Here is a 23,883-nt window from a genome sequence, read left to right on the forward strand (position 1 = left end):
AAAACATAGGTGGTTGGACCGGTAACATCTGCGTGCATGAGCACCCGCGCGATTCTTCCCGTGAAATTGTCCCTGCCTCAGGGGGATGTCTACACGCTGTGGGCACCCACCTGGAAAGAAAAGGGCACCGAGTGGCAGGCGTTTTTGGGCGACGACACCTCAGTTCTCGCCTTCCACTCCCCCGAGGAGCTGCTGACGTACCTGCAGACCACGCCGAAGCATGACTTGAGCGACCACCCGAAGTGGTCACTGTTCCAATCCCAGGGCGACGCCCGGGTCGTGCCTACAGAGAAGCAGTACTACGACATTGTCGGCGCACCAGACTTCTTGGCTGGCCGCCCAAGCCACGCCAACGTATCTGCGCTGTCGCGTGTGTTCCAGATTTCGCGCTCACTGGCCCAGGTGGGCAGCGCGGAGCAGGCGGAAATCTTCTTCGCGTCGCACTCCATCTTGAACAACGTCAACCGTGGCTCTGATCACTACGCGGGCGAAAACGGCATGGAGGAATGGTCCGGCGTGGGTCGCGTGGTACTGAAGAACTGGGAAGCTGTGGTGGAGTCGCTGGATGGGGTGGTGCGTGTCGTCGATACGCAAAGCCTTGATGCTGCTGCCGTGTCCGCAGCCGCAACGGCGATTGCTGCCGCAACCCAGGCTCGCGAAGCTGCCGCGAAGGAAGCCGAAGCGCAGAAGCAGGAGATGCTCCAAGCTGCTGATCCGTACGACTCTTCCATCTGGGGCCGCGCAGGCATCGACCCAGTGAAGATCACCGTGCAGGGCAAGACCGTGTACACGCTGCGCACCTACCTTGCTGGCAAGCCGGTGTTTTTGGGCAAGTACGGCGAGATTTTCTCCTTCCCCACCCCGAAGCACCTCGGCCGTTGGATCCTGGAGCACGACGACCACGATTTGGCGAACGTGTCCACCTGGGCCGACGTTATTGCCGCGGCGAATGCTGGTGAGCTGAAGGTGGAGGTCCACCCGGACAACACGTACTCCTTCAGCGGGCTGAGCGAGGACATTGCCAAGAACGTGGACGCAGTAGACACCAAGCAGATGGGCAAGGCCTACGAGCTTTTGGCAGACGCAGCGGACTGGGCTGACGATGATTCGTTGAACTCCCTGCTGCTGGCCAACCCGCGTATGCAGGATTACCTGGCATACATGCTCGGCTCCACCGAGGCCGCAGGCTATGTGCCATCCCCGCCGTTTACGGATAAGGCACAGGCCTGGACCGAGATGGAAGACCAGCTGATCAAGCGCTTCTCCAAGTTCTAACACCGTGGCAGTAGATCAGGTAGACCCGCTGATCAGTTCCATCTACCGCTGGATGGATGTTTCCGGCGTGCTGCTGATGGGTGTTATCGGCGGCACGCTTGCGCGTCATCGCGGCTATGACATCGTGGGATTTTTCTTCATCGCCATGCTGTCGGCGCTCGGCGGCGGCATGCTGCGCGACGTGCTGATTAACCAAGGCACCGTCGCCGCCATGAGCCAGCCGGAGTACTTGATCCTGGCGTTCACCGGCGCGCTGATCGCCCGCTTTACATATTTCAAGGGCCGTGCCTGGGAAGTCATGCAGTCACACGGCGACGCAATGATCTCCGCCCTGTGGGCCGCAACTGGCGCGTCGAAGGCTATTTATTACGACTTGCCTGTGCTGCCCACGATCATGATGGGCGTGTTCACCGCTACCGGCGGCGGCATGATCCGCGACGTGGTCACGGGACGTGAGCCCAGCGTGTTCGGCGGCAACCAGCCGACGGTGGTTCCGGCCGTGGTCTGCGCAGTGATTTTGATTGTCGGCGACGCAACCGGCTTCCTCGCCCTCGGCATGGCATTGGGGCCGCTGGCCAGCTACGCGTTGTTCCTTGTTGGCTACTACAGCACATGGAAGCTGAACCAGGACAAGGATTTCGCCCCCGTCAACGCCACGGTGAATGCGACGGTGTCACAGGTGGCAACGATTGCTCGCAAGGCGGAGAACCGCTCGCGTGCGGTGGCTCGCGAGCTGGAGCCGAAGGCACTGCGGGCGTGGCGGCATAGGCAGATGGAGAAGGCGTTGGAGCGTCGTGTAGAAGCTGAGGTGGTCAAGGGCAAGAATCGGGCGGAAGTGCGCAGCGCTGCGGATGAATTCCTCGACGAGTTCACCAGCCAGTTCCCTGCCATCGACGCAAACATCGACGCGGAGCAGAAGCCGAATGACCACGAACGACTCTTGGACGGTGTTGGTATGGACTTTGACGGCACCTCCTACAACGATGAGACGGCCCAGTCCGACCCTGAGAAAGCTGCGGCTGCACATGCTGACATGCTGGACATCATTCTTGCCGACGACGCGTTGACCGACGAACTCATCGAACGCCTCGTGGCCCGCTACAAGGAGAAAGACAACTAGATGAAGCGTATGGGGTTGAGCTTGGCAGTCGCGGTGTGCTGTGTGAGCCTTGGCTGCTTGCCGACGCCAGCGCAAACCCCCACAACCCCAACCCCAACCACCACCGGCTACTTCGACGAGGCGGGAAATTTCATCCCACCCAGCCGCGAACACGCCCCGGACACCGACAACTGCCCGTACGAAACGGCACCTCGTGAGCCGGTGAGTACATCAGAGCGTGCCACCACAACACCTGCGGCACTGCCGGTGACGTACGACGGTCCGTGCGGGGTCAGTGCCGCTGCCGGATACAAGGTGCCCGATGATGTGGTGGCGTCCGCCTGGCTGGTGGCGGACCTCGACTCCGGGGAGGTCGTTGCGATGAAGGACCCGCACGGCCGCTACCGCCCCGCCAGCATTATCAAAGTCCTGATTGCGTTGGTGGCGATTGAAGAGCTGGATTTGGACGCCAAGGTCGACGTGTCCGCGGAGTCTGCCGGCCAGGAAGGTTCCGCCGCCGGCATTGGCGCTGGCGGGGACTACACCGTGCGCGATCTGCTCTACGGCCTGATCCTCAACTCCGGCAACGACTGCGCACACGCGCTCGCCCAGGCGCTTGGCGGGGATACGGCAGCTCTGCGCAAGGTCAACGACTTGGCGGCGAAGCTGGGGATGACAGACACGCGCGCCGCCTCCTACTCCGGCCTCGATGCGGCCGGCATGTCCACCTCTGCGTGGGACATGGGCCTGGCCTACCGTGAGGCGTTTTCCAACCCTGTCTTCACCAAGATTGCTGATACGGAGTCCTACGACTTCCCCGGCTTCGACGACCTGCCCGGCTTCCAGCTGTGGAATGACAACAAGCTCTACCTCAACGACCCGGACGGCATCGGCGGCAAAACCGGCTACACGGATGATGCGAACCACACCTTCGTCGGCGCCGTGAACCACGAGGGCCGCAGGCTCGTCGCGGTTGTTTTGGATACTACGGCTTGGGACCACCGCGCCTGGGAGCAGGCGCAGATGTTGTTGCATGCGGCGTATGGGGTGCGCGGTGGCGTCGATAAGCTTGAGCCCCTTTCACAGGCCACCACCACGGCTGTGCCTACCCCCACTGCGAGCCCGACACCTGCCTTGGAGGCGCCGAGCGTTTCTGCTGAGAATCGCGGGTACGGCCTGCCCATCCTGATCGTGGGCGGGGTGCTGTTACTTGCGCTGATCGCGCTGTGGCTCAGCTTGCGCCTGGGCGCCAAGCGCAAGCGCCGGTAATTCCTTGCGGTTACTTGCGGTTGAACGGCGCGACAATGCGCTGACCAACCGCACCGAGTGCCGCACCCACCGGGTTCGGCTTTGCCTTGTTGCGCTGCGCATCTGCCGCAGCCGCACGCACGTTGATCACAGCCGGCGGCGGCACCTGGGCTGGGGCGGCCTTCAGCGACTCCTCCGTGGTAGCCGTCCACGCAGCGGTGTAGAGCACCACACGCCAGATCAGGTACAGCACAACCATCAGGGCGATAATCGGACCGAAGATCGCACCAGCCGGGTTACCGGTGGCCGAGGAAATAATCACCGTTGCAAACTGCTTAATCAGCTCAAACAGGACCGCGCCAAGCAGCGCGCCCTTCAAACCAGACTTCACCGGAACCTTGGTGCGCGGCATGAACATCATCATCCACGTCATCACAATGAAGTTGGCCAAAATGCCAACCGTGATGCCTACCAGCCACACCACAGAACGCGACCCCGGGAAATTACCAAGGCCGAAGTGGGCCATCAAATCCGTCGTCCACCCAGACGTACCAATGGCGGTAACACCGAACGCCACGATGAACAGGGCGATCAGCACAACAAGACCAACCAGATCCCACAACTTCTTCACAACAAAGTTGCCGCCCTCGTCCGCGTCCAAATTCCACATTGCGGAAATACCAACGCGCAGGTTGTTCATCCACCCCAAACCAGACCACAACGTGGTGAGCAAACCAACACCAGCAACGGCCCCACGCTGATCAATAGCAGTGCTGATCAGGCTATTGACCATCTCCCCGAGGTCACCGTCCATCGACTCGGTGACCTGGCGCTGCACTTCCTGCATCAAATCAGGACGAGCGTTTAAGAAAAAGCCCATACCGGCAAACAGCAGCATCAACAGCGGAAACAGCGCAAGCACAGAGAAATACGTAATGCCCGCGGCGAACTGGTTACCGCCAGCAGCGCCGAAACGCTCCTGCATGCGCATCACATGGCCAACAGCCGGAGCCTTCTCCTCAATCTCTTCAACCTTGGAGTTGTGCTCCTGCTTTTTGGCGCGCTCAATGCCGAACTCGTCGGTGTATTCCTTACGCGTCGATGTCGATGTTGCCATCGGCGTCCCTTCCATCCTTTGACGTGTTTCTTCTGGCGTGTTTCTTGCCAAAGGACGATCGTAGAGGAAAACGCCGAAGTAGATCGGGTCAGACGGTCAGCGTGCTTGCCGTGTGCTAGCTTCGGCGCTAGCTGCGGGGTGCGAGGAAACCGACCTTCTCGTAGACGCTAGCCAACAATGGCTCCGCAATCTCTCGCGCGCGTTGCGCACCGCGAGCCAAGATTGACTCAAGCTCAGCGCGGTCGCCCATCAGCTCGTCATACCGAGCACGAAGCGGCGTAGTAAACGCCTCCAACGCATCCGCCGTATCCACCTTGAGCGCACCATAGCCCTGGCCCTCATATCCTGCGACAAGGTCCTCAATGGACTTGCCGGTCAGCGCCGACTGGATGACCAAGAGATTGGACACGCCAGGCTTGTTTTCCTTGTCGTAAGCAATGACCCCGTCAGTGTCAGTCACAGCGGAGCGGATGCGCTTTGCCGACGTCTTCGGCTCATCCAACAGGTTGATCAAACCCTTCGGATTCGCGCCAGACTTGCTCATCTTGGACGTGGGATCTTGCAAGTCATAAATCTTTGCCGCACCCTCCGGAATAAAACCATCCGGCACCACGAACGTCTCGCCGTACTTGGCGTTGAAACGCTCCGCCAGAGTGCGGGTGAGTTCCAGGTGCTGACGCTGGTCCTCCCCCACCGGCACCAGCTGCGGCGAGTACAGCAGAATGTCTGCAGCCATCAGCATCGGGTACGTAAACAATCCCACCGAGGTACGGTCCTGGCCCTGCTTGACGCTCTTGTCCTTGAATTGGGTCATGCGGCTGGCCTCACCGAAACCGGTCAGGCACTGCAACACCCACGTCAACTCCGCGTGAGCCGGCACGTGCGACTGCACAAACAAGGTGGACTTCTCCGGGTCAATGCCCAGCGCAATCAACTGCGCGCAACCAGCAATGGTGCGCTGGCGAAGTTCCTCCGGATCCTGCTCCACCGTGATCGCGTGCAGGTCCGGGATGAAGTAAAACGCGTCATAGTTTTCCTGCAGGTCAATCCACTGCTTCAACGCACCCAAGTAATTGCCCAGGTGGTAGGAGTCGGCGGTGGGTTGGATTCCAGAGAGAACGCGCTGTTGAGACATGCAAGCCAGTCTATCCCTCAGCACTTGCGCGGGTGCGGCAAGGCTGAAGGTGTGGCGAGGTGACCGTGCGAGCGCTTGTGACCTGCGCTAATCCCACGAGCCCCACCGGCCCCATTGCAAACAAATCGATTTGTTACGGATGGGACTTCAAAACCGCAGAACGCTGAAAGATTTCGCATTCATTTTCAGCGCCCCGTCGGCAAGCAGCCGCCCTGAGGCACCCCGACCTGCGCTAATCCCATGAGCCCCACCAGCCCCATTGCAAACAAATCGATTTGTTACGGACGGGACTACAAAACCGCAGGACGCTGAAAGATTTCGCATTCATTTTCAGCCCAGTCATCCAGCACCCCCGCCGGCACCGCCGACTAAAACGGTGGCCGTCGCGTAATCGCCGTCGTGACTCAAAGAAACGCTGGCAACCACAGGCCCCAACCGAGCAACCTCACCATGCAGCTCAATTGCAGGGCACGAAAAGGCATCCGCCACCACTTCGATCTCCGCAAAGTCCACCTCATCAACGGCAATAACCGGCGGCTGGCCATACAAACTCTGCGACCACGCCTTGATGTACGCCTCCTTCGCGGCCCACCGTGCGGCAAGTGACGCAAAACGGTCCGCCTTTGCCGCACAGGTTCGCAGTTCGCGGTCTGTAAACACCCGCGAAAACGTGGATCCTGGCTGCTCAAGCTGGGTGGCAAAGGTTGGGATATGGACAAGGTCGGTCCCTATATGCACTGAAAACATTCCTGAATACTCGGTTCCAAAGCTCAAATTAAGCTGCTCTTTTTCTGTGAATTTGGCTACGGATTCGGAACTTACGGTTCCGTAGGTTTAGTATGCCCGTATGCCAGATACTTTTGTAGGCAAAACTACTTTGCCGGAACCGCCCCCTTTGCCAACCACGTCGCAAAGAAACGAGGAATTGTTACAGCGCCGTGCCGAAGCTCAAGAGCCGGTAGGTACAAAACCGCTGGATAAAGTACGCGCAGCTGGCCGTCTGACGGCACGTGAGCGCCTTGACTACCTGCTGGATGAAGGCTCATTTGTAGAAACCGACCAGCTGGCCCGCCACCGCACGCACGAGTTCGGTATGCAGGCCAAACGTCCAGTTACGGACGGCATTGTCACCGGATTCGGCACCATCGACGGCCGCGAAGTCTGCATTTTCTCCCAGGACGGCACCGTCTTCGGCGGCGCACTCGGTGAGGTCTACGGCGAGAAGATGACCAAGATCCAGCAGCTTGCCGTGACCACCGGCCGCCCGCTGATCGGCCTGTACGAAGGCGCCGGCGCACGTATTCAGGATGGCGCCGTCTCCCTGGACTGGATTGCAAAGACCTTCCGCCACAACGTCGAGGCCTCCGGCGTGGTGCCGCAGATCTCCGTGATCATGGGCGCCTGCGCTGGCGGCAACGCCTACTCCCCCGCCCTGACGGATTTTGTGGTCATGGTCAATGAGACCTCCAAGATGTTTGTCACCGGCCCGGACGTGATCAAGACGGTCACGGGCGAGGAGATCACGCAGGATGAGCTCGGCGGCGCATGGATTCACATGCAGCAGGCGGGCAACTGCCACTACGTTGCGGAAAATGATCAGGATGCCCTCGATTGGGTGGCGGAGCTGTTGGAATACCTGCCGTCTAATAGCCGCCAGCGTGCAACGAGCGCGCAGCCGTTCGCACTCCCGGCAGAAGAGACCGAGGACCACACAGAACTCGATTCCCTGATCCCGGATTCCGCGAACTCGCCGTATGAGGTGCGCGAGGTCATCGCGGCGCTGACGGATGACGGCGAGTTCCTGGAGATCATGGAGCAGCGCGCCGAAAACGTGGTCACCGCGTTTGGCCACATCGAGGGCCAGGCGGTTGGCTTTGTTGCCAACCAGCCGATGGTGTTGGCCGGCTGCCTAGACATTGACTCGGCGGAAAAGGCCGCACGTTTTGTCCGCACCTGTGACAGCTTCAACATCCCGATTGTCATGTTGGTGGATGTCCCTGGCTTTTTGCCGGGTTCGGCGCAAGAGCACGATGGCATTTTGCGTCGTGGAGCAAAACTGCTCTATGCCTACGGCGAGGCCAGCGTGCCCAAGATCACGGTGACCATGCGTAAGGCCTACGGCGGCGCGTACTGCGTGATGGGGTCGAAGGGCCTGGGCGCCGATGTGAACTTGGCGTGGCCTACCGCGCAGATTGCGGTGATGGGTGCGGCTGGTGCCGTGGGCTTCATCAACCGCAAGGACATCGCGGCGGCCAAGGAATCCGGCATGGGCGATGAGGAGCTTGCCCAGCTGATCAAGGGCTTTGAGCGCGAGTACGAAGACGAGATGCTCAACCCGTATAAGGCGGCCGAGCGCGGGCTGGTGGATGCGGTGATTTTGCCGAGTGAAACCCGCGCTGCGATTGCCGCGAATTTGCGCCTGTACAAGGACAAAGTTGTTGCCCGTCCCGCTCGCAAGCACGGAAACATCCCGCTGTAACCCCCGCCTAAAAACAGAAAGATTTTTCACCATGACTCTTACCCCGATTCAGTCCCTCACCTCCCCTGCGATTGTGTTCCCTGGCCAGGGCAGCCCTTGGCAGCAGGCGTTGTTTGATGTGGGGGCATCGGCACCGTTAGCACGCAAGCGCATTGAGCAGTTGCTTGGAGACGCCGCGTTGATCACCGGCCCCGTCTCCCGCCCGCTGGCTTCCGTGGTGCCGGGTGTGGCGCAGCGGATTCGTGAGGCGTTGGACAATGAGCCGCACGTGGCGGCGATTGATGCGTTTCCTGCTGTGAGCGTGCCGGCGATCCTGCTCGCACAGGTTGCGGCGGCGGAGCACGTGGCGCAGCTTGGCCTGGATTTGGATAAGGTGCACTTCGGCGGGCACTCCCAAGGCATCATCGGCGCGGTGGCGATGGACCCCAAGGAGGGTGACAAGGCTGCGGAGAAGGCGCTGGCCTTTGCGTTTATCTTGGGCGCGGCTGCCACGAATGATTACGGCGCGACGGATGCTCGCAGCCGGATGCTGTCGGTGCGTGGGCTGACCGTTGAGCAGATCGAGGAGTTCGTGCCGGCAGAAACCGGCGCAGTGCTCAGTGTGATCAACGGCCGCAGGCACGTAGCACTTTCGGGTTCGCCGGAGGCCTTGGCGAAGGCGCAGGCCGCGATTGAGGCTAAGGCGAGTGACTACAACGCGCGCCTTGAGGTGGAGTTCGGCGGTGCTGAAATCCAGCCGACGTTTGATTACCTGGATGTGGCCTACCCCTTCCACGTGGCAAGCAACGCACAGGCTGTTGAGCAGGCGGCGACGTGGTCCGAGGAGTGCGGCATCACCTTTGCAACCACCACCCCGCGCGAGCTTGCGCAGGCAATTTTGGCAGACAAGTTTGACTTCACCGCTACCGTGCGCGGCCTGGTCGCCGATGGCGCAAGCCACCTGATCGCACTGGATAAGGCCACCGCCAACATCATGAAGGCGCTGGTCAGCGGTGTGGGCGTGCCGGTGGTGGAGGCGACGCAATCAAGCAAACGCGACTCGCTCGCACGACCGGGCGAGGCGCTACCTGCCGCAGCGGACTACTCCCAATATGCCCCACGCGTGATCACTCTGCCGGACGGCAAGACGTACACGCAGACGCGTTTTTCTGCCCTGACGGGCCTGTCCCCGATCATCCTGGGCGGCATGACGCCGACCTCGGCGGATGGCGAGATCGTCGCCGCGGCCGCCAACGCTGGTTACTGGGCAGAGCTGGCCGGCGGCGGCATGTACTCGGAGGAGGAGTTTTCCAAGCACAAGGACGCCCTTGTCAGCTTCCTACAGCCGGGTCGTACCGCTCAGTTCAACACCATGTTCTTTGACCGCTTCCTGTGGAACCTGCAGTTCGGCCAGACCCGCATGGTGCCCAAGGCGCGCGCAGCGGGCGCACCGTTTAGCGGCGTATGCATCTCCGCAGGCATCCCGGAGGTTGAGGAGGCAACGGAGCTGCTCGCGCAGCTGCATGCAGACGGCTTCCCGTACATCGCTTTCAAGCCCGGCACCACGCAGCAGGTTCGCGATGCCCTGAAGATTGCCAAGGCCAACCCGGATGATTCCGTGATTTTGATGGTGGAGGACGGCCACGCGGGCGGCCACCACTCGTGGGTTGACCTGGAAGAGATGCTGCTGGAGACCTACGCGGAGATCCGTGCGCACGACAACGCGGTGCTCACCGTCGGCGGTGGCGTGTACTCGCCTGAGCGCGCAGCTGAGTTCCTCACCGGTTCCTGGTCGGAGAAGTTCGGCCTGGCAAAGATGCCGGTAGACGGCGTATTTGTGGGTACGGTCGCCATGGCTACGAAGGAAGCGAAAGCCACCGATTCCGTCAAGCAGCTGCTAGTGGATACCCCGGGTCTTCCGCCGGAGCACAACGGCGGCTGGGTCGGCCGTGGCCAGGGGGTGAGCGGTGTGGCGTCTTCCCAGTCGCACCTGCTGGCGGACCTGCACGATCTGGATAACTCCTTCGCCAAGGCTTCCCGCCTGATCGCCTCACTGGATATTGAAGAGTATGAGGCGCACCGCGAGGAGATCATCGAGGCACTGTCGAAGACCTCGAAGCCCTACTTCGGCGACGTTGAGGACATGACGTACGCGCAGTGGGTGGAGCGCTTCGTTGAGCTGGCTGCGCCGTTTGTGGACAGCAGCTGGGATAAACGTTTCGTCGCGTTGCTGCAGCGCATCGAGGCACGCCTGAACGAGGCCGATCACGGCGAGATTGCCACGCTCTTCCCGGAGGGTGAAGAGGTGGAGCCGCAGCGGGGCGTGGATAAGCTGCTGGCTCAATATCCGCAGGCGCGCACGGTGAAGGTGTCCCCGCGCGACGCTGCCTGGTGGATTGGCCTGCACTACGCCTACCCGAAGCCGATGCCGTGGGTGCCGGCGCTGGATGGGGATCTGAAGATGTGGTTTGGCAAGGACACGCTGTGGCAGGCGCAAGATGAGCGCTACACGGCTGACCAGGTCCGCATCATCCCGGGCCCGGTGGCGGTTGCCGGCATTACCAAGAAGAACGAGCCGGTTGCAGAGCTGTTGGGCAGGTTTGAGGACGCCACGACGCAGATGCTTATAAGCGCCGGTGCAACCGCCGAGCCTCGCTTCTCCCGCCTGCGTGACGCCGAAGATGAGGCAGCGTACCTGCGCTCCTGCCCAACACTTGTGTGGCACGGTCACCTGATGGCAAACCCGGCGTACGCGCTGGATGATGACGCGTTTGAGCTGACCAGCGAGCTCAACCCGTACGGTGAGCGCGAGTGGACGATTCGCATCAACGCTGACTCCGCATGGGATCACCTGCCGGAGGACCAGCGCCCGTTCTACGTGCGCGAAGTGACCATTCCGGTGGACATTCCCGCGGGTGCCGCTACGGGTGCTTCGCCTGTGGTCTCGCGTGAGCGCCTGCCGCAGAGCGTGTTCGACCTGCTGGAGGGCCTGGCCGGTGTGGGCTCGGTGTCCGAAGCTGGCGACGCGATCATTGCCATGCCGGAGCTTGAAGCACCGACCAAGGACGCACCGTTTGGTGTGGCACGATCCTCCTTTACGCTGCCACCGTCGCTGCTCACGGCGCACTCCGCAGTCACCGGTGCGGCGCTTCCGACAAGCGGAAGCGCCGGGCAAAGCGGAAGCGGCCAGAACGTTGCCGGTACGCCCGACGTGTTGGTCGGTCCTTGCTGGCCGGCGATCTACACCGCACTTGGCTCCGGCCAACTGGCGGATGGCTACCCGGTGATTGAGGGCCTGCTCAACGCCGTGCACCTCGACCACGTGATTGATCTAAGCGTGCCGTTGGCCGAGCTCGCAGATGGCCGCACGATTGACGTAGTGTCGAAGTGCACCTCCATCGCAGAATCCGTCTCTGGCCGCATTGTCACTGTGGAGCTCGAACTCAGCTCTGATGGAAAGATCGTGGCGACCCAGATGCAGCGCTTCGCCATCCGCGGCCGCGCTACCGGCACCGCAGCACCGGTACCGGCCCCCGCGTACGGCGGCGGCAAGTCCAGCGACCGCATTGAGGCAACCCCGCGTTCCTTCGTGGACCGCGCAGTGGTCCACGCACCGTCCGACATGACGCCGTTTGCGCTGGTCTCCGGCGACTACAACCCGATCCACACCTCCTACAACGCCTCTGCGTTGGTGAACCTTAAGGCGCCGCTGGTGCACGGCATGTGGCTGTCTGCTACCGCCCAGCACCTGGCTGGCCGCCACGGCAAGGTTGTTGGCTGGTCCTACTCCATGTACGGCATGGTGCAGCTGGAAGATGAGGTGGAGATCACCGCAGAGCGCGTGGGCCGCAAGGGCATCCACCAGGCACTTGAGGTGATCTGCCGCATTAACGGCGATGTGGTTTCCCGCGGCCAGGCGCTTCTGGCGCAGCCGAAGACTGCCTACGTTTACCCGGGCCAGGGCATCCAGACCGAGGGCATGGGCAAGGGCGACCGCGAGGCGTCCGCTGCCGCACGCGAGGTGTGGCGCCGTGCGGACCGCCACACGCGCACCAACCACGGTTTCTCCATCCAGCGGATTGTGGATGAAAACCCGGCGCGCCTTATCGTCCGCGGCGAGGAGTTCAAGCACCCGGACGGCGTGCTGCACCTGACCCAGTTCACGCAGGTTGCACTCGCTGTGGTGGCATACGCACAGACGGAGCGTCTGCGTGAGGCGGACGCATTGGGCTCTGGCGCGTACTACGCGGGCCACTCGCTTGGTGAGTACACGGCGCTTGCTTCCCTGGGCAACATCTTTGAGCTGGAGGCCGTGATTGACATTGTGTACTCGCGTGGCTCTGCCATGGGCTCGCTGGTGCCGAGGGACGCTGACGGCAACTCCAACTACGGCATGGGTGCGCTGCGCCCGAACATGATTGGCGTAGGCCCCGAGGAGGTTGAGGCCTACGTTGCCCAGCTTTCGGAGGACACGGGTGAGTTCCTTGAGATTGTGAACTACAACATCAAGGGCCAGCAGTACTCCATCGCCGGCACCAAGCGTGGTCTGGCTGCGCTGAAGGAGAAGGCAAACGCGATTACCCCGCGTGCGTACGTGACGGTGCCGGGTGTGGACGTGCCGTTCCACTCGCGTGTGCTGCGCAGCGGTGTGGCGGACTTCGCCGAGAAGCTCGACGAGCTGCTGCCTGCTGAAATTGATGTGGACACGCTGGTTGACCGCTACATTCCGAACCTGGTTGCTCGCCCCTTCGAGCTGACGCAGGACTTCATCGACGCCGTCTTGGCGGAGGTGCCGTCTGAGCGCCTCCAGGGGCTGACCCCGGAGAACACGGACCGCAACACGCTTGCACGCACGCTGCTGATTGAGCTTTTGGCGTGGCAGTTTGCCTCCCCGGTGCGCTGGATTGAGACGCAGGACTTCCTGCTGCCGCGCGTGGAGCAGATCATTGAGGTTGGCCTGGCGTCCTCCCCGACGCTGACCAACTTGGCCAAGCGTGAGATGGACGTGGTGGGTATCCACGTGCCGGTGTTCAACGTGGAGTCCAGCCAGGACGCGGTCATGCTCAATGACGTGGTTGCGGCGCCTGAGCCGGAGGTTGAGGCCGAGGAGGCAGCACCGGCAGACTCCGCAGCTGAGACTGCTGAGGGCCAGGCCGCACAGGCAGCTGCTCCTTCCGCACCGGCAGCTGAAGCCCCAGCCGCTGCCCCGGCACCGGCGGCCGCCGCTTCCGGCCCGGCCGAGGACCTGGCCTTTGCCGCTGCGGACGCTATCACCGTGCTCTTTGCCGTGCAGAACAAGATCCGCCCGGAACAGATCAACGATTCTGACACGATTGAAGAGCTCACTGGTGGTGTTTCTTCCCGACGCAACCAGCTGCTCATGGACATGTCCGCAGAACTCGGCGTACCCGCCATCGATGGCGCGGCGGAAGCGGATGTGGCAACGCTGTACCAGCGCGTCAACACCGCTGCCCCGGGCTACACCCCGTTTGGCACCGTCTTGTCTGAGGCCGTGGGTACGCGTTTGCGCCAGCTGCTTGGCGGCGCTGGCCTGAAGCCGGTGTTCGTTGCAGATCACCTAGCTTCCGCGTGGGGTCTGCCGGCATCGTGGACGCCGCACGTTGAGGCGGAGATCCTGCTTGGCACGCGTACCGAGGATTCTGTCCGCGGTGGCACGCTTGCCACCCTGCCAGCAGCCGCAGGTTCCAAGGCGGAGATCAGCGCCCTGATTGATCAGGCTGTGCAAAATGTTGCGGCACGGCATGGGGTGGCGGTGAGCCAGGCGCAGGCAGGCGGCAGCTCCAGCGGCGGCGTGGTTGATTCCGCAGCCCTGGATGCCTACAAGGATGAGGTCACCGACACCCTGGTGGCAACGGCGCGCACGCTGCTTGCCAAGCTGGGTGTTGAGGACGAGGCTGCAGAGATCATCGCGCCGGACAACACGATTGTGGAGACCATCGAGGCAGAGCTTGGCTCAAGCTGGGTCAAGCAGGTCACCCCGGTGTTTGATGAGCGCAAGGCTGTGCTTTTCGACGACCGCTGGGCCCAAGCCCGCGAAGACCTCGTACGCGTGGCCCTTGGCCAGTGCGAGCTGGACCCGGCGCGCTTTGCTGGCACCGGCGAAACCATCGCTCAGCAGGCCGAGTGGTACGCGCAGAACACCGGCGCGAACCGTGCAGACGTGCTGCGTGCAATCGCCGAAGCCGCACAGGGAAAGGCCGATGAGCCCTATGCCAACGACGTGGCGCTGGTAACCGGTGCCGCGCCGGGCTCGATCGCAACCGCCCTGGTGGAGCGACTGCTGGCTGGCGGTGCGACCGTGATCATGACCGCCTCCAACGTTGGGCAGGCGCGCAAGGAGTTTGCGCGCAAGCTCTACGCCGAGCACGCCTCGGTGGGCGCGAGCCTGTGGCTGGTGCCGGCGAACCTGTCGTCCTACCGCGACATTGACGCGCTGATCGCCTGGATTGGCGCGGAGCAGAAGGAGACGGTGGGCAAGGACGTCAAGGTGATCAAGCCTGCGCTCACCCCGACGCTTGCGTTCCCGTTCGCCGCACCGTCCGTGTCTGGCTCGCTGGCAGAGGTCGGCGGCAACGCGGAGACCCAGGCGCGTCTTTTGCTGTGGTCGGTGGAGCGCACCATCGCTGGTCTGTCTGAGCTGGCGCAGCGCGGTGACCACTACCCGGCGACGCGTACGCACGTGGTGCTACCGGGTTCGCCGAACCGCGGCACCTTTGGTGGCGACGGCGCCTACGGCGAGGTCAAGGCCGCACTCGATGCGATTGTGAACAAGTGGTCCGCCGAAACCGGCTGGCCAGATGGCGTCACCCTGGCTCAGGCGCGTATCGGCTGGGTTGCCGGCACCCACCTGATGGGCGGCAACGACGCCCTCGTGCCGGCCGCAAAGGCTGCAGGTATTCACGTGTGGAGCCCGGAGGAGATCTCCACGCAGCTGATGGGCTTGGCATCAGCAGAGTCCCGCGAGCAGGCGAAGCAGGCTCCGCTTGACTTGGATCTGACCGGTGGTCTGGCGGACGCTGGGGTCTCCATTGCGGAGTTGGCGCGTTCGGTGCGTGGTGGGGAGGTCACGGAGGCGTCGGCAAGCGAAAGCCCCGCAACCGTCCGAGCTCTGCCGAATGTGTCGAACCCGCTGCAACCGGCACCTGCCAATGTTGGGGATGTGACCTGCTCCCTGGATGACATGGTGGTCATCGTGGGCGTGGGCGAGATCTCCAGCTGGGGCTCGGGCCGCACGCGCCGCGAAGCTGAGTACGGCATCGAGCGCACCGGGGGCGTGGAGCTGACCGCCGCGGGCGTGCTGGAGCTGGCCTGGATGATGGGCCTGATCACCTGGTCCGAGGACCCGAACCCGGGCTGGTATGACGCCGACGGTGCCGAGGTTGCGGAGGAAGACATCTACGAGCGCTTCCGCGCCGAAGTAGTGGCCCGCTGTGGCGTTCGCACCCTGACGGACAAGTACTTCCTGACGGACCAGGGCTCCGTGGACCTGGAGCAGGTCTACCTGGACCGCGACATCACGTTTAGCGTGGCAACGGAAGCCGAGGCCCGCGACCACGAGGCTGCCGATCCGGACAAGACTGTGGTCAAGCAGGTTGGCGGCGAATGGACCGTGACCCGCCTGGCTGGTGCAAACGCGTACGTGCCGAAGAAGGCGACGTTGTCTCGCACCGTTGCGGGCCAGATCCCGGATGATTTTGACCCGACCAAGTGGGGTATTCCGGCGCAGATGGCCGACGGTATGGACCGCATGGCCGCCTGGAACCTGGTCACTGCTGTGGACGCGTTCATCACCGCGGGCTTTACCCCGGGCGAGCTGATGCAGGCGGTGCACCCCTCCTTTGTGGCAACCACCCAGGGCACGGGTATCGGTGGCATGGAGTCACTGCACAAGGTGTTCGTCTCCCGCTTCATTGGTGAGGAACGTCAGAGCGACATCCTGCAGGAAGCACTGCCCAACGTGGTGGCTGCGCACACCATGCAGGCTCTGGTTGGCGGCTACGGCTCCATGATTCACCCGGTCGGCGCGTGTGCCACTGCCGCGGTGAGTGTTGAGGAGGCTGTGGACAAGATCGCGCTGGGCAAGGCGGACTTTGTCATCGCTGGTGGTATTGATGACGTGCAGGTGGAGTCCCTCCAGGGCTTCGGCGACATGAACGCCACCGCCGAGACCGCCAAGATGACCGCCCAGGGCATTGATGATCGCTTCATCTCGCGTGCGAATGACCGTCGTCGCGGCGGCTTCCTTGAGGCCGAAGGTGGCGGCACCCTGCTGCTTGCCCGCGGCTCCCTTGCCGCCAAGCTGGGTCTGCCGGTGCATGCGGTAGTGGCGTACGCCTCCAGCTTTGGCGACGGCGCGCACACCTCCATCCCGGCGCCTGGCCTGGGTGTGCTGGCTGCCGCATGTGGCGGCGAGTCCTCCCGCTTGGCTCGTAATTTGGCTTCGCTGGGCCTTTCGCCTGACGACGTCAACGTGTTGTCCAAGCACGACACCTCCACCAATGCCAACGACCCGAATGAGTCCGAGCTGCACTCGCTTCTGTGGCCGGCCATTGGGCGTAACGAGCATGCGCCGATGTACGTGATCTCCCAGAAGACGCTGACGGGCCACGCCAAGGCTGGCGCTGCCCTGTTCCAGATCGGCGGGCTGATTGACGTGCTGGCAAGCGGTGCGCTGCCGCCGAACGCGGCGCTGGACTGCGTGGATCCGCTGATCGCACCGAAGGCGAAGAACCTGGTGTGGCTGCGCTCCCCGCTTGCGCTGGGTGCAGGCCAGGTGAAGGCGGCGGCGCTGACCTCGCTTGGCTTCGGCCACGTCGGCGCGCTGGTTGTGCTCGGCCACCCAGGCGTGTTCGAGGCCGCGCTGGTGCGTGAGGGTATCGACGCAGATGCCTGGCGCGCCCAAGCCACCAAGCGCCGTGTGGACGGCGCTGGCCGCCTGGAGGCCGGCATGCTCGGCCGCGCGGAGCTCTTCGCCCCGGTGGAGAACCGTCGCTTTGCTGGCGCGAACGACCACGACGATGAGATTGCCCTGTTGCTCAACCCCGACGCCCGTCTCAACGCTGACGGCACCTACCCAACTGTTTAAGGCCCTGTTTCAAGGCCGGTAAAGGAGAGACACCATGACACCGTTGTTTCACACCAATGACGCTTCGCTTTCCAATGACGAGCTGGCGGCGCTGAGCGCTGTCATTGCAGACGCGCAGACCCGCTACCTCGCCGAAGCTAGTGGCAGTGCCGATGAGGGCTACGGCGCTGGTTTTGGCTCTGGTTTCGGAAACGTCACGCACTACTAAAGAAAGGAGCGCACGTATGAAGCATGACTTCCCATTCAACAAAGTGCTGATTGCTAACCGCGGCGAGATCGCGGTGCGCATCATCCGCGCGGCGCGTGACGTCGGGCTTTCCTCCGTGGCTATCTACGCGGACCCGGATAAGGGCGCCCCGTTTACGGAGATGGCCGATGAGGCCGTGGCTATCGGCGGCGAGACGTCCGCGCAGAGCTACCTGGATATTGAGAAGGTGCTGCAGGCGTGCCGGGATACCGGTGCGGATGCGGTCCACCCGGGCTATGGGTTTTTGAGTGAGAACGCCGAGTTTGCCCGGCGCGTGATTGCAGAGGGTTTGACCTGGATCGGCCCGCCGCCGCGCGCGATTGAGAACTTGGGTGACAAGGTCACGGCGCGCACACTGGCGGAAGCGGTGGATGCGCCGCTTGCCCCGGGTACCAAGGACCCGGTGGCCAGTGCCGATGACGTGGTTGCCTTTGCGGATGAGCACGGCCTGCCGGTGGCTATCAAGGCGGCGTTTGGCGGCGGTGGTCGCGGCATGAAGGTTGCCCGCACCCGCGGCGAGATCCGTGAGCTCTACGAGTCCGCTACCCGCGAGGCCCAGGCCGCGTTTGGGCGTGGCGAGTGCTTCGTGGAGCGCTACCTGGACCGCGCCCGCCACGTTGAGGCCCAGGTGTTGGTTGATCAGCACGGCAACGTCATTGTTGGCGGCACCCGCGACTGCTCGCTGCAGCGCCGTTTCCAGAAGCTCATCGAGGAGGCTCCGGCACCATTTCTTACCGACGAGCAGCGCGAACGCATCCACTCCTCCGCCAAGGCGATTGCCAAGAAAGCCGGCTACGTGGGCGTGGGTACGGTGGAGTACCTCGTGGGCGAGGACGGGCTGATTTCCTTCCTGGAGGTCAACACCCGCCTGCAGGTGGAGCACCCCGTAACCGAGGAGACCACCGGCGTGGACATGGTCATTGAGCAGTTCCGCATCGCCGCCGGCGAGCCTTTGCGTTACCAGGAGGACCTGGAGCCTACTGGCCACGCCCTCGAATTCCGTATCAACGCCGAAGATGCTGGCACAAACTTCATGCCAGCGCCCGGCACGGTCACCCGGTACCTGGAGCCTTCGGGCCCGGGCGTGCGCGTGGATTCCGGCATCCGGGAAGGCACCGTCATCGGTGGCCAGTTCGACTCCATGCTGGCCAAGCTCATCGTCCGCGGCAACACCCGCGAGGAGGCAATTGCGCGCGCCAAGCGTGCTTTGGCGGAGTTCAAGATCGAAGGTGTGCCCACGGTCATTCCGTTCCATAAGCGCATGCTTGCCGACGCCGCGTTTACCGCCCCAGACGACAAATTCACCGTCTACACCCGCTGGATTGAAGAGGAGTGGGACCCGGACGTCGCACCGTTTGAGTCCGACGATGCCAACTCTGGTGACGGCGACGAGCACCGCCGCCGTACGGTCTCCGTCGGGGTGAATGGGCGCTCGATCGAGATCACGTTGCCAGAATCGCTCCTGTTGGGTGCTGTGGCGCAACGCCGCCGCGACCGCAAGCGTCGCGGGCGTGGTGGCTCCGGTGGCGCTAAGGGAGGAGCGAACGCGGATGCGCTGGCAGCGCCAATGCAGGGCACCGTGGTCAAGGTCGAGGTTGCCGAAGGCGACCGCGTTGAGGCCGGCGACGTTGTGGTGATCCTGGAGGCCATGAAGATGGAAAACCCGGTCAAGGCCCACAAGGACGGCATTGTGAAGAACCTCGCCGTGGAGGCCGGCAGCCACGTGGATAAGGGCGCAGCGCTGCTAGAAATCGTCGCTGACGAGTAGTTTTCACTCGCTCCCCGATCTCACCCGGCGCGTCAAAAATTGGGGGTTGACGCGCCGGGCTTTCCCGTCCTATGGTTACCCACATGAGTGGTAAACCCATATACCAACAGATTGCCGATGAGTTACGCGACCTCATCGGCGCTGGCTCCCTCGCCCCCGGCGACCGGGTGCCGTCCACCAACGAGTTATCCGCCTATCACTCCGTCAACCCAACAACGTCTGCCAAGGCGCTCACCGAACTGTTCAACGAGGGCCTGCTGGAAAAACGCCGCGGACTCGGCATGTTTGTGCTGGCAAGTGCGCGTGAGCAGGTGTTACGTACGCGTCGTGAAGCATTTGCCCGCGACTTTGTCCAACCGTTTGTCCATGAGGCCAACCAGCTCGGCATCACCACCGAGGAGCTGACCGCAATGATTGAAAAGGAGCGCACCCAATGAATCCCGGTTTCTATGCGCTGGTCGGCCCGAACGCCGCCGGCAAAACCCATTACCTGCACACGCTCATGGGGCCGCACGCCGCATTTGTCCCGGCCGGCGCGGACGCGAAGTTTGCGGGCACGACCGTGGACGACCACCTGCGCGCAGTCGCGGCGATTTACCCGCACGTGGAGCTCGACTTCCCCAACGCCCGCATCAGGGACCTCTCCGTTGGGCAGCGTCGCCTCCTCACCATTGAGGTAGCCCTGGCCATTGGCAAGGACCTGTTGCTTCTGGACGAACCTTTTGACGGCATCGACACCACCACCCGCAAGCAGGTCCGCCAGCGGCTGATCGACTACATCGCGGACAACCCGCAGCGAAGCGTAGTGATGGCATCACATCGCCCCGAGGACTTCGCGGGTCTCGCCACCCACGTCATCCAGGTCTTTGATCAGGAGGTGTCGGAGCCCTTGCTTATCGACGCCACACGTCACCACTTCCCCACCATCACCGGCCCCACCAACGCAATCGCTGATTTGGCGGCACACCACCGAACGCTCGAGCAGTCCACACTGGGCCCGATGGCGAAAGCGGTGTTTGCAGAGCCCGTGGAGACCGACCTGACCTGCACCTACCCCGACGACACCGAACTTATTGATCTGCTTGCAACCGAAAGGATGCCGCGATGAAACTCTTCCTCAGCCCCTTCAAACCAGCGATGTATTTGGGCATCTTTCTCGTCCTCTGCATTGCCGTCCCCTTTGGACGATTGGAGTTTGGTGACGGCGGCCTGTGGACCATGGCGGGCGCTGCCACACTGTGGATACTCTTCGCAATCGGAGGATCGAACTGGCCAGCAATGAACCAGCTGGGAGCAAGCTTCAACCGATGGATGAATTCGGCAGCGCTAACGGCTCTCGTGGCGGCGGTCATACTCACGCCACTTACCGCAGCGTCGGCGGTGTACCACCAAGCACATAGCCCGTACTACAAGTGGTATGACCCGTTCATTGTTACCAACGGAGAACCGATGCCCTGGACCAACTTCAGCGGCGAACCGTATTTCGTTGAAGATGCTGCGCAGGACCTGACATCCGTCGCGTCAACTGTGCTACTCCACTTCGTCATCTTCCTTACGATGGCGCTGACCGGTGTAGCAATCGGTCTTGCGCGAGGCACACGCATGCAGTGGTTCATGCTCGGCAGCATGTTCGTGGGTGGTTTCACCGGGTTCGTAGTGGGTATCCGCAGATCGGAGATGAATCCCTTCGACCCCAACATCTCCGTCTTCTTCGTAGCGACGGCGGGGCTAGTAGTTTTGGCAGCCAGCGCAATTGTGTTCGCTAGAACCCGCCGCTTCGTACCCTAACGCTCCAACCACTCGGAGCGCAGCAGGCCATGGCGGGAGCACGCGGCCTCCCACGCCATCGGACTGATTTTTACCACCATGCGACGCTCACACAACGGGCAGATGCGCGGCGCATCATAAGGCCGCGCGGGGTCCAGTGGCCAAGCGATTTCGCCCGACAGTACAGCGTCGGCGAGTTCCGTTGAATCCGGAATTTTCATTACAGGGACTTCTTAGAGGGACTTCAACGTGTCGTACAGAGCGCCGTGGCCGGAATTCTGCTTCTGCCCAACCGGAGTGATGTTCAGGCTCAAGCCTGGTTTCGCCCCGCCTTCCATGACACGGTCCACCGCGTCGCGATCCTTCTCCATCGGACGCCCAAACGTGGTCAAGTAGTTGCCGCCAATGATGGCGTTGGCGCCGCCGAGTAGGCCCTGCTCGGTGCCGTCGTCACCCAGCGCAAGCTCCGTGCCACCCGCGAAGCGCAACTGCGTCGACGGCATGGCCAGGCGGAACGCCGCCACCGCACGCAGTGCTTCACCCTGCGGCACCAGCGGACGATCCGCAAACGGAGTACCCGGGCGCGGGTCTAAGAAGTTCATCGGCACCTCATGCGGGCGGATCTCCGCCAGCTGCGCGGCAAACTCGGCTCGCTGCTCCAGCGTCTCGCCCAGGCCGATGATGCCGCCGCAGCAGGTCTCCATACCTTCAGCCAGAACGTACTCCAGCGTGTTCTTGCGCTCCTCCCAGGTATGCGTGGTCACCACATTCGGGAAGAAGGACCTCGCCGTTTCAAAGTTGTGGTTGTAGCGGGTCACGCCCATCTGCGCCAAGCGCTGCGCCTGCTCACGAGTCAAAATGCCAAGTGAGGCAGAAATCGAAATGTCCACTTCCTCCTGGATGGCGGTAACGGCCTCGGCCACCTGCTCCAGCAGCGCATCCGTCGGACCCTTCACGGCGGCAACGATGCAAAACTCGCTCGCCCCCATCTTCTCCGACTGCTTCGCAGCCTCCACCAACTCAGCAATGTTCAGCGTGACGGCACGCACCGGGGACTCAAAAAGGCCGGACTGTGAGCAGAAGCTGCAGTCTTCGGGGCAGCCGCCCGTCTTCAAGGAGATGATGCCCTCCAACGAGACGTCCACACCGCAATGCTTAATACGCACCTGGTGGGCGAGGTCGAGGAGTTCTTGCAGACGCTCATCTTCAATCTGCAGAATCTGCAGAATTTCGTCCTGATTCAGGCCCTCGCCACGCTCAAGGCACTTCTCGCGTGCGATGTCGAGGATGTCTTTCGTTTCCGTTTCGGCTGTGATTGTCGCAGTCATGCACACGAAGTGTAGCGCTTCACTTGAACGGCGTTCAGTAAATCGCGAAATTCAAGGTGCTGCGCGAGCGTGCCCCTAGCAGATAATGATTTTGGCCCTACGTTTCTCCAGGTCAGTTGTCTTGACTCATCGTGACTTTTGCAATGTCTGCTAGGGCCCTTCCCCGTAGGCCATGCGAGACAGGCGAGTCTGGGACAAATGTCGTCTAGCAGGGAGAGGTCTCCTGCTAGACGACATTAAAAACCACCCTCCAAACACCCAGGTCGATTGTTGAGATATTTGGCGGATTCTTCGTTATCGTCTAGCAGCACACACGGAGCGCTAGACGATAAATGTAAAAATGCAGGTCACAGCAATCAAACCAGTTCGGCGGAGGTCTGCGCAGCGAGGCAAAGCGAGGCCCCGCTGAGACTTAGCGGTACTCCACCACAACTGGCGAGTGGTCGGACCAGCGCTCTTCTACCGTCGCAACCCGGTCCACCCAGGCGCGCTGGGCGCGTTCGAGCATGTTGGCGGTGGCGGCTTGGACGTCGATACGCCAGCCGGCGTTGTTGTTAAACGCCTGGCCGCGGAAGGTCCACCACGAGTACCCCGCATCATCTGGGTTTAAGCGGCGCGCCACGTCGAACCATTTCGGGTTCTCGCAGGCCACACGTGCTGGAAGCTCAGAGACGTACTCCACTGCACCCGCCCAGCCGGGAACCGATTTCAGGTTCAGATCCTGGGCCTCATCATCAGGGAAGGCGCCGAAGACGGAATCCATAAACGCGCGCTCGTGCGGCAAAAAGCCGGACTTTTTGTGGTTTCCCTTCCAGTTCTTCAGGTCTTCGCGTCGGTGGCAGATATTCCAGTCGCCGCCAATGACCATGTCCGGGCACTCGTTGGCCCACTGTTCAAGCAGCGGCTCGAAGGCGTCGAGGAAGCGATACTTCTCGTCCTGCTTGTCCGTGCCGGCAGATCCGGAGGGGAGGTAGAGGGAGGCGACGTAGGTGGCGTCGTCAAGCATGGCCCTGATGAAGCGACCTGAATCCTCAAACCCAGGGATACCCACCTCAACCTGAGTGAGCGGCTGGCGAGACAGGATGCCCACACCGGCGCGGCCTTTCGCAGCGGCGGGCGCGACCTCCAGGTGCCAGCCCTGCTCAAGTGCCGGGGCAAGTGCTGCGCGGGCTTGGTCCTCGGTTGCGCGGACTTCTTGCATCAGCACAACATCCGCCGGAGTCTCGTTCAACCAGGCGAGCATGCCCGGGTTGACCTCATTGCGGACTTTCGTTGCGGCGCGGATGCCGTTGACATTGACGGTAGCGATGGTCAGACTCATGGGTTTCGACCCTA

16 protein-coding genes are annotated in these 23,883 nt (G+C 62.5%); 10 read left to right on the top strand and 6 right to left on the bottom strand.

Translation table 11 applies throughout. The annotated features are described in order from the left end of the window. Nucleotides 1–36 precede the first annotated feature (36 nt). Genes AK829_RS07365 through AK829_RS07375 form a run of 3 tightly spaced genes read left to right on the top strand, consistent with a single transcriptional unit; the run spans nt 37 to nt 3,643 of the window. A complete protein-coding gene (locus tag AK829_RS07365; protein WP_052205275.1) occupies nt 37–1,275 on the top strand; it encodes a hypothetical protein in 1,239 nt (412 codons plus the stop codon). Nucleotides 1,276–1,279: 4 nt separating this feature from the next. Then, nucleotides 1,280–2,395, top strand: a complete 1,116-nt coding sequence (locus AK829_RS07370; protein WP_232305690.1) for a TRIC cation channel family protein — start codon at nt 1,280–1,282, stop codon at nt 2,393–2,395. Beyond that, complete coding sequence (locus AK829_RS07375) at nt 2,396–3,643, top strand: D-alanyl-D-alanine carboxypeptidase family protein (RefSeq protein ID WP_232305691.1); 1,248 nt, start codon at nt 2,396–2,398, stop codon at nt 3,641–3,643. A gap of 10 nt (nt 3,644–3,653) precedes the next feature. Here AK829_RS07375 and AK829_RS07380 read toward each other — a convergent pair whose 3' ends face one another. The 3 genes from AK829_RS07380 to acpS all read right to left on the bottom strand — a co-directional run bounded on the left by AK829_RS07380 (nt 3,654) and on the right by acpS (nt 6,612). Continuing rightward, nucleotides 3,654–4,739 (bottom strand): YhjD/YihY/BrkB family envelope integrity protein, encoded by a 1,086-nt coding sequence (locus tag AK829_RS07380; protein WP_052205276.1) that lies wholly within the window; start codon nt 4,737–4,739, stop codon nt 3,654–3,656. A 127-nt stretch (nt 4,740–4,866) separates the two neighbouring features. Continuing rightward, nucleotides 4,867–5,874 (bottom strand): tryptophan--tRNA ligase, encoded by a 1,008-nt coding sequence (gene trpS / locus AK829_RS07385; protein WP_052205277.1) that lies wholly within the window; start codon nt 5,872–5,874, stop codon nt 4,867–4,869. 339 nt (nt 5,875–6,213) lie between these two features. Next, nucleotides 6,214–6,612 carry a holo-ACP synthase AcpS gene (gene acpS, locus AK829_RS07390; RefSeq protein ID WP_052206445.1) on the bottom strand — a complete coding sequence of 133 codons (399 nt, stop codon included), beginning with the start codon at nt 6,610–6,612 and terminating at the stop codon, nt 6,214–6,216. A gap of 109 nt (nt 6,613–6,721) precedes the next feature. Between acpS and AK829_RS07395 the strand changes: the two genes are divergently transcribed. The 7 genes from AK829_RS07395 to AK829_RS07420 all read left to right on the top strand — a co-directional run bounded on the left by AK829_RS07395 (nt 6,722) and on the right by AK829_RS07420 (nt 21,241). Next, nucleotides 6,722–8,353: an acyl-CoA carboxylase subunit beta gene (locus tag AK829_RS07395; protein ID WP_052205278.1), complete on the top strand. Its 1,632-nt coding sequence runs from the start codon at nt 6,722–6,724 to the stop codon at nt 8,351–8,353. A gap of 31 nt (nt 8,354–8,384) precedes the next feature. Next, nucleotides 8,385–17,438: a type I polyketide synthase gene (locus tag AK829_RS07400; protein ID WP_052205279.1), complete on the top strand. Its 9,054-nt coding sequence runs from the start codon at nt 8,385–8,387 to the stop codon at nt 17,436–17,438. 34 nt (nt 17,439–17,472) lie between these two features. Beyond that, nucleotides 17,473–17,646 (top strand): hypothetical protein, encoded by a 174-nt coding sequence (locus tag AK829_RS12490; protein ID WP_157045323.1) that lies wholly within the window; start codon nt 17,473–17,475, stop codon nt 17,644–17,646. A 16-nt stretch (nt 17,647–17,662) separates the two neighbouring features. After that, on the top strand, nt 17,663–19,453 hold the full coding sequence (locus tag AK829_RS07405; RefSeq protein ID WP_052205280.1) for an acetyl/propionyl/methylcrotonyl-CoA carboxylase subunit alpha: 1,791 nt from the start codon (nt 17,663–17,665) through the stop codon (nt 19,451–19,453). 83 nt (nt 19,454–19,536) lie between these two features. Next, nucleotides 19,537–19,890 carry a GntR family transcriptional regulator gene (locus AK829_RS07410; protein ID WP_052205281.1) on the top strand — a complete coding sequence of 118 codons (354 nt, stop codon included), beginning with the start codon at nt 19,537–19,539 and terminating at the stop codon, nt 19,888–19,890. Further along, nucleotides 19,887–20,561 (top strand): ATP-binding cassette domain-containing protein, encoded by a 675-nt coding sequence (locus tag AK829_RS07415; RefSeq protein ID WP_052205282.1) that lies wholly within the window; start codon nt 19,887–19,889, stop codon nt 20,559–20,561. Before AK829_RS07410 ends, AK829_RS07415 begins: the two co-directional genes overlap by 4 nt. Further along, nucleotides 20,558–21,241: a hypothetical protein gene (locus AK829_RS07420; RefSeq protein ID WP_052205283.1), complete on the top strand. Its 684-nt coding sequence runs from the start codon at nt 20,558–20,560 to the stop codon at nt 21,239–21,241. Before AK829_RS07415 ends, AK829_RS07420 begins: the two co-directional genes overlap by 4 nt. Here the strand turns inward: AK829_RS07420 and bsaP are convergent. The 3 genes from bsaP to AK829_RS07435 all read right to left on the bottom strand — a co-directional run bounded on the left by bsaP (nt 21,238) and on the right by AK829_RS07435 (nt 23,863). After that, entirely contained in the window at nt 21,238–21,441 is a 204-nt protein-coding gene (bsaP, locus tag AK829_RS07425; protein WP_052205284.1) for a biotin synthase auxiliary protein BsaP, read from the bottom strand. The two genes, AK829_RS07420 and bsaP, sit on opposite strands and share 4 nt — an antisense overlap. 12 nt (nt 21,442–21,453) lie before the next feature. After that, nucleotides 21,454–22,548, bottom strand: coding sequence for a biotin synthase BioB (gene bioB / locus AK829_RS07430; RefSeq protein ID WP_052205285.1), 1,095 nt, complete (start codon nt 22,546–22,548; stop codon nt 21,454–21,456). A gap of 412 nt (nt 22,549–22,960) precedes the next feature. Then, nucleotides 22,961–23,863, bottom strand: coding sequence for an exodeoxyribonuclease III (locus tag AK829_RS07435; RefSeq protein WP_052206446.1), 903 nt, complete (start codon nt 23,861–23,863; stop codon nt 22,961–22,963). Between the last annotated feature and the right edge of the window lie 20 nt (nt 23,864–23,883).

It is taken from the genome of Corynebacterium riegelii (assembly GCF_001263755.1).
In the GTDB taxonomy this organism is placed as follows: domain Bacteria; phylum Actinomycetota; class Actinomycetes; order Mycobacteriales; family Mycobacteriaceae; genus Corynebacterium; species Corynebacterium riegelii.

What these genes read in the sequence shown, in the direction of transcription:
- AK829_RS07365 (WP_052205275.1), top strand. Translation starts at nt 37, where the DNA reads ATGAGCACCCGCGCGATTCTTCCCGTGAAATTGTCCCTGCCTCAGGGG.
- AK829_RS07375 (WP_232305691.1), top strand. Translation starts at nt 2,396, where the DNA reads ATGAAGCGTATGGGGTTGAGCTTGGCAGTCGCGGTGTGCTGTGTGAGC.
- AK829_RS07380 (WP_052205276.1), bottom strand. Translation starts at nt 4,739, where the DNA reads ATGGCAACATCGACATCGACGCGTAAGGAATACACCGACGAGTTCGGC.
- trpS (WP_052205277.1), bottom strand. Translation starts at nt 5,874, where the DNA reads ATGTCTCAACAGCGCGTTCTCTCTGGAATCCAACCCACCGCCGACTCC.
- AK829_RS07395 (WP_052205278.1), top strand. Translation starts at nt 6,722, where the DNA reads ATGCCAGATACTTTTGTAGGCAAAACTACTTTGCCGGAACCGCCCCCT.
- AK829_RS07400 (WP_052205279.1), top strand. Translation starts at nt 8,385, where the DNA reads ATGACTCTTACCCCGATTCAGTCCCTCACCTCCCCTGCGATTGTGTTC.
- AK829_RS12490 (WP_157045323.1), top strand. Translation starts at nt 17,473, where the DNA reads ATGACACCGTTGTTTCACACCAATGACGCTTCGCTTTCCAATGACGAG.
- AK829_RS07405 (WP_052205280.1), top strand. Translation starts at nt 17,663, where the DNA reads ATGAAGCATGACTTCCCATTCAACAAAGTGCTGATTGCTAACCGCGGC.
- AK829_RS07410 (WP_052205281.1), top strand. Translation starts at nt 19,537, where the DNA reads ATGAGTGGTAAACCCATATACCAACAGATTGCCGATGAGTTACGCGAC.
- AK829_RS07415 (WP_052205282.1), top strand. Translation starts at nt 19,887, where the DNA reads ATGAATCCCGGTTTCTATGCGCTGGTCGGCCCGAACGCCGCCGGCAAA.
- AK829_RS07420 (WP_052205283.1), top strand. Translation starts at nt 20,558, where the DNA reads ATGAAACTCTTCCTCAGCCCCTTCAAACCAGCGATGTATTTGGGCATC.
- bsaP (WP_052205284.1), bottom strand. Translation starts at nt 21,441, where the DNA reads ATGAAAATTCCGGATTCAACGGAACTCGCCGACGCTGTACTGTCGGGC.
- bioB (WP_052205285.1), bottom strand. Translation starts at nt 22,548, where the DNA reads ATGACTGCGACAATCACAGCCGAAACGGAAACGAAAGACATCCTCGAC.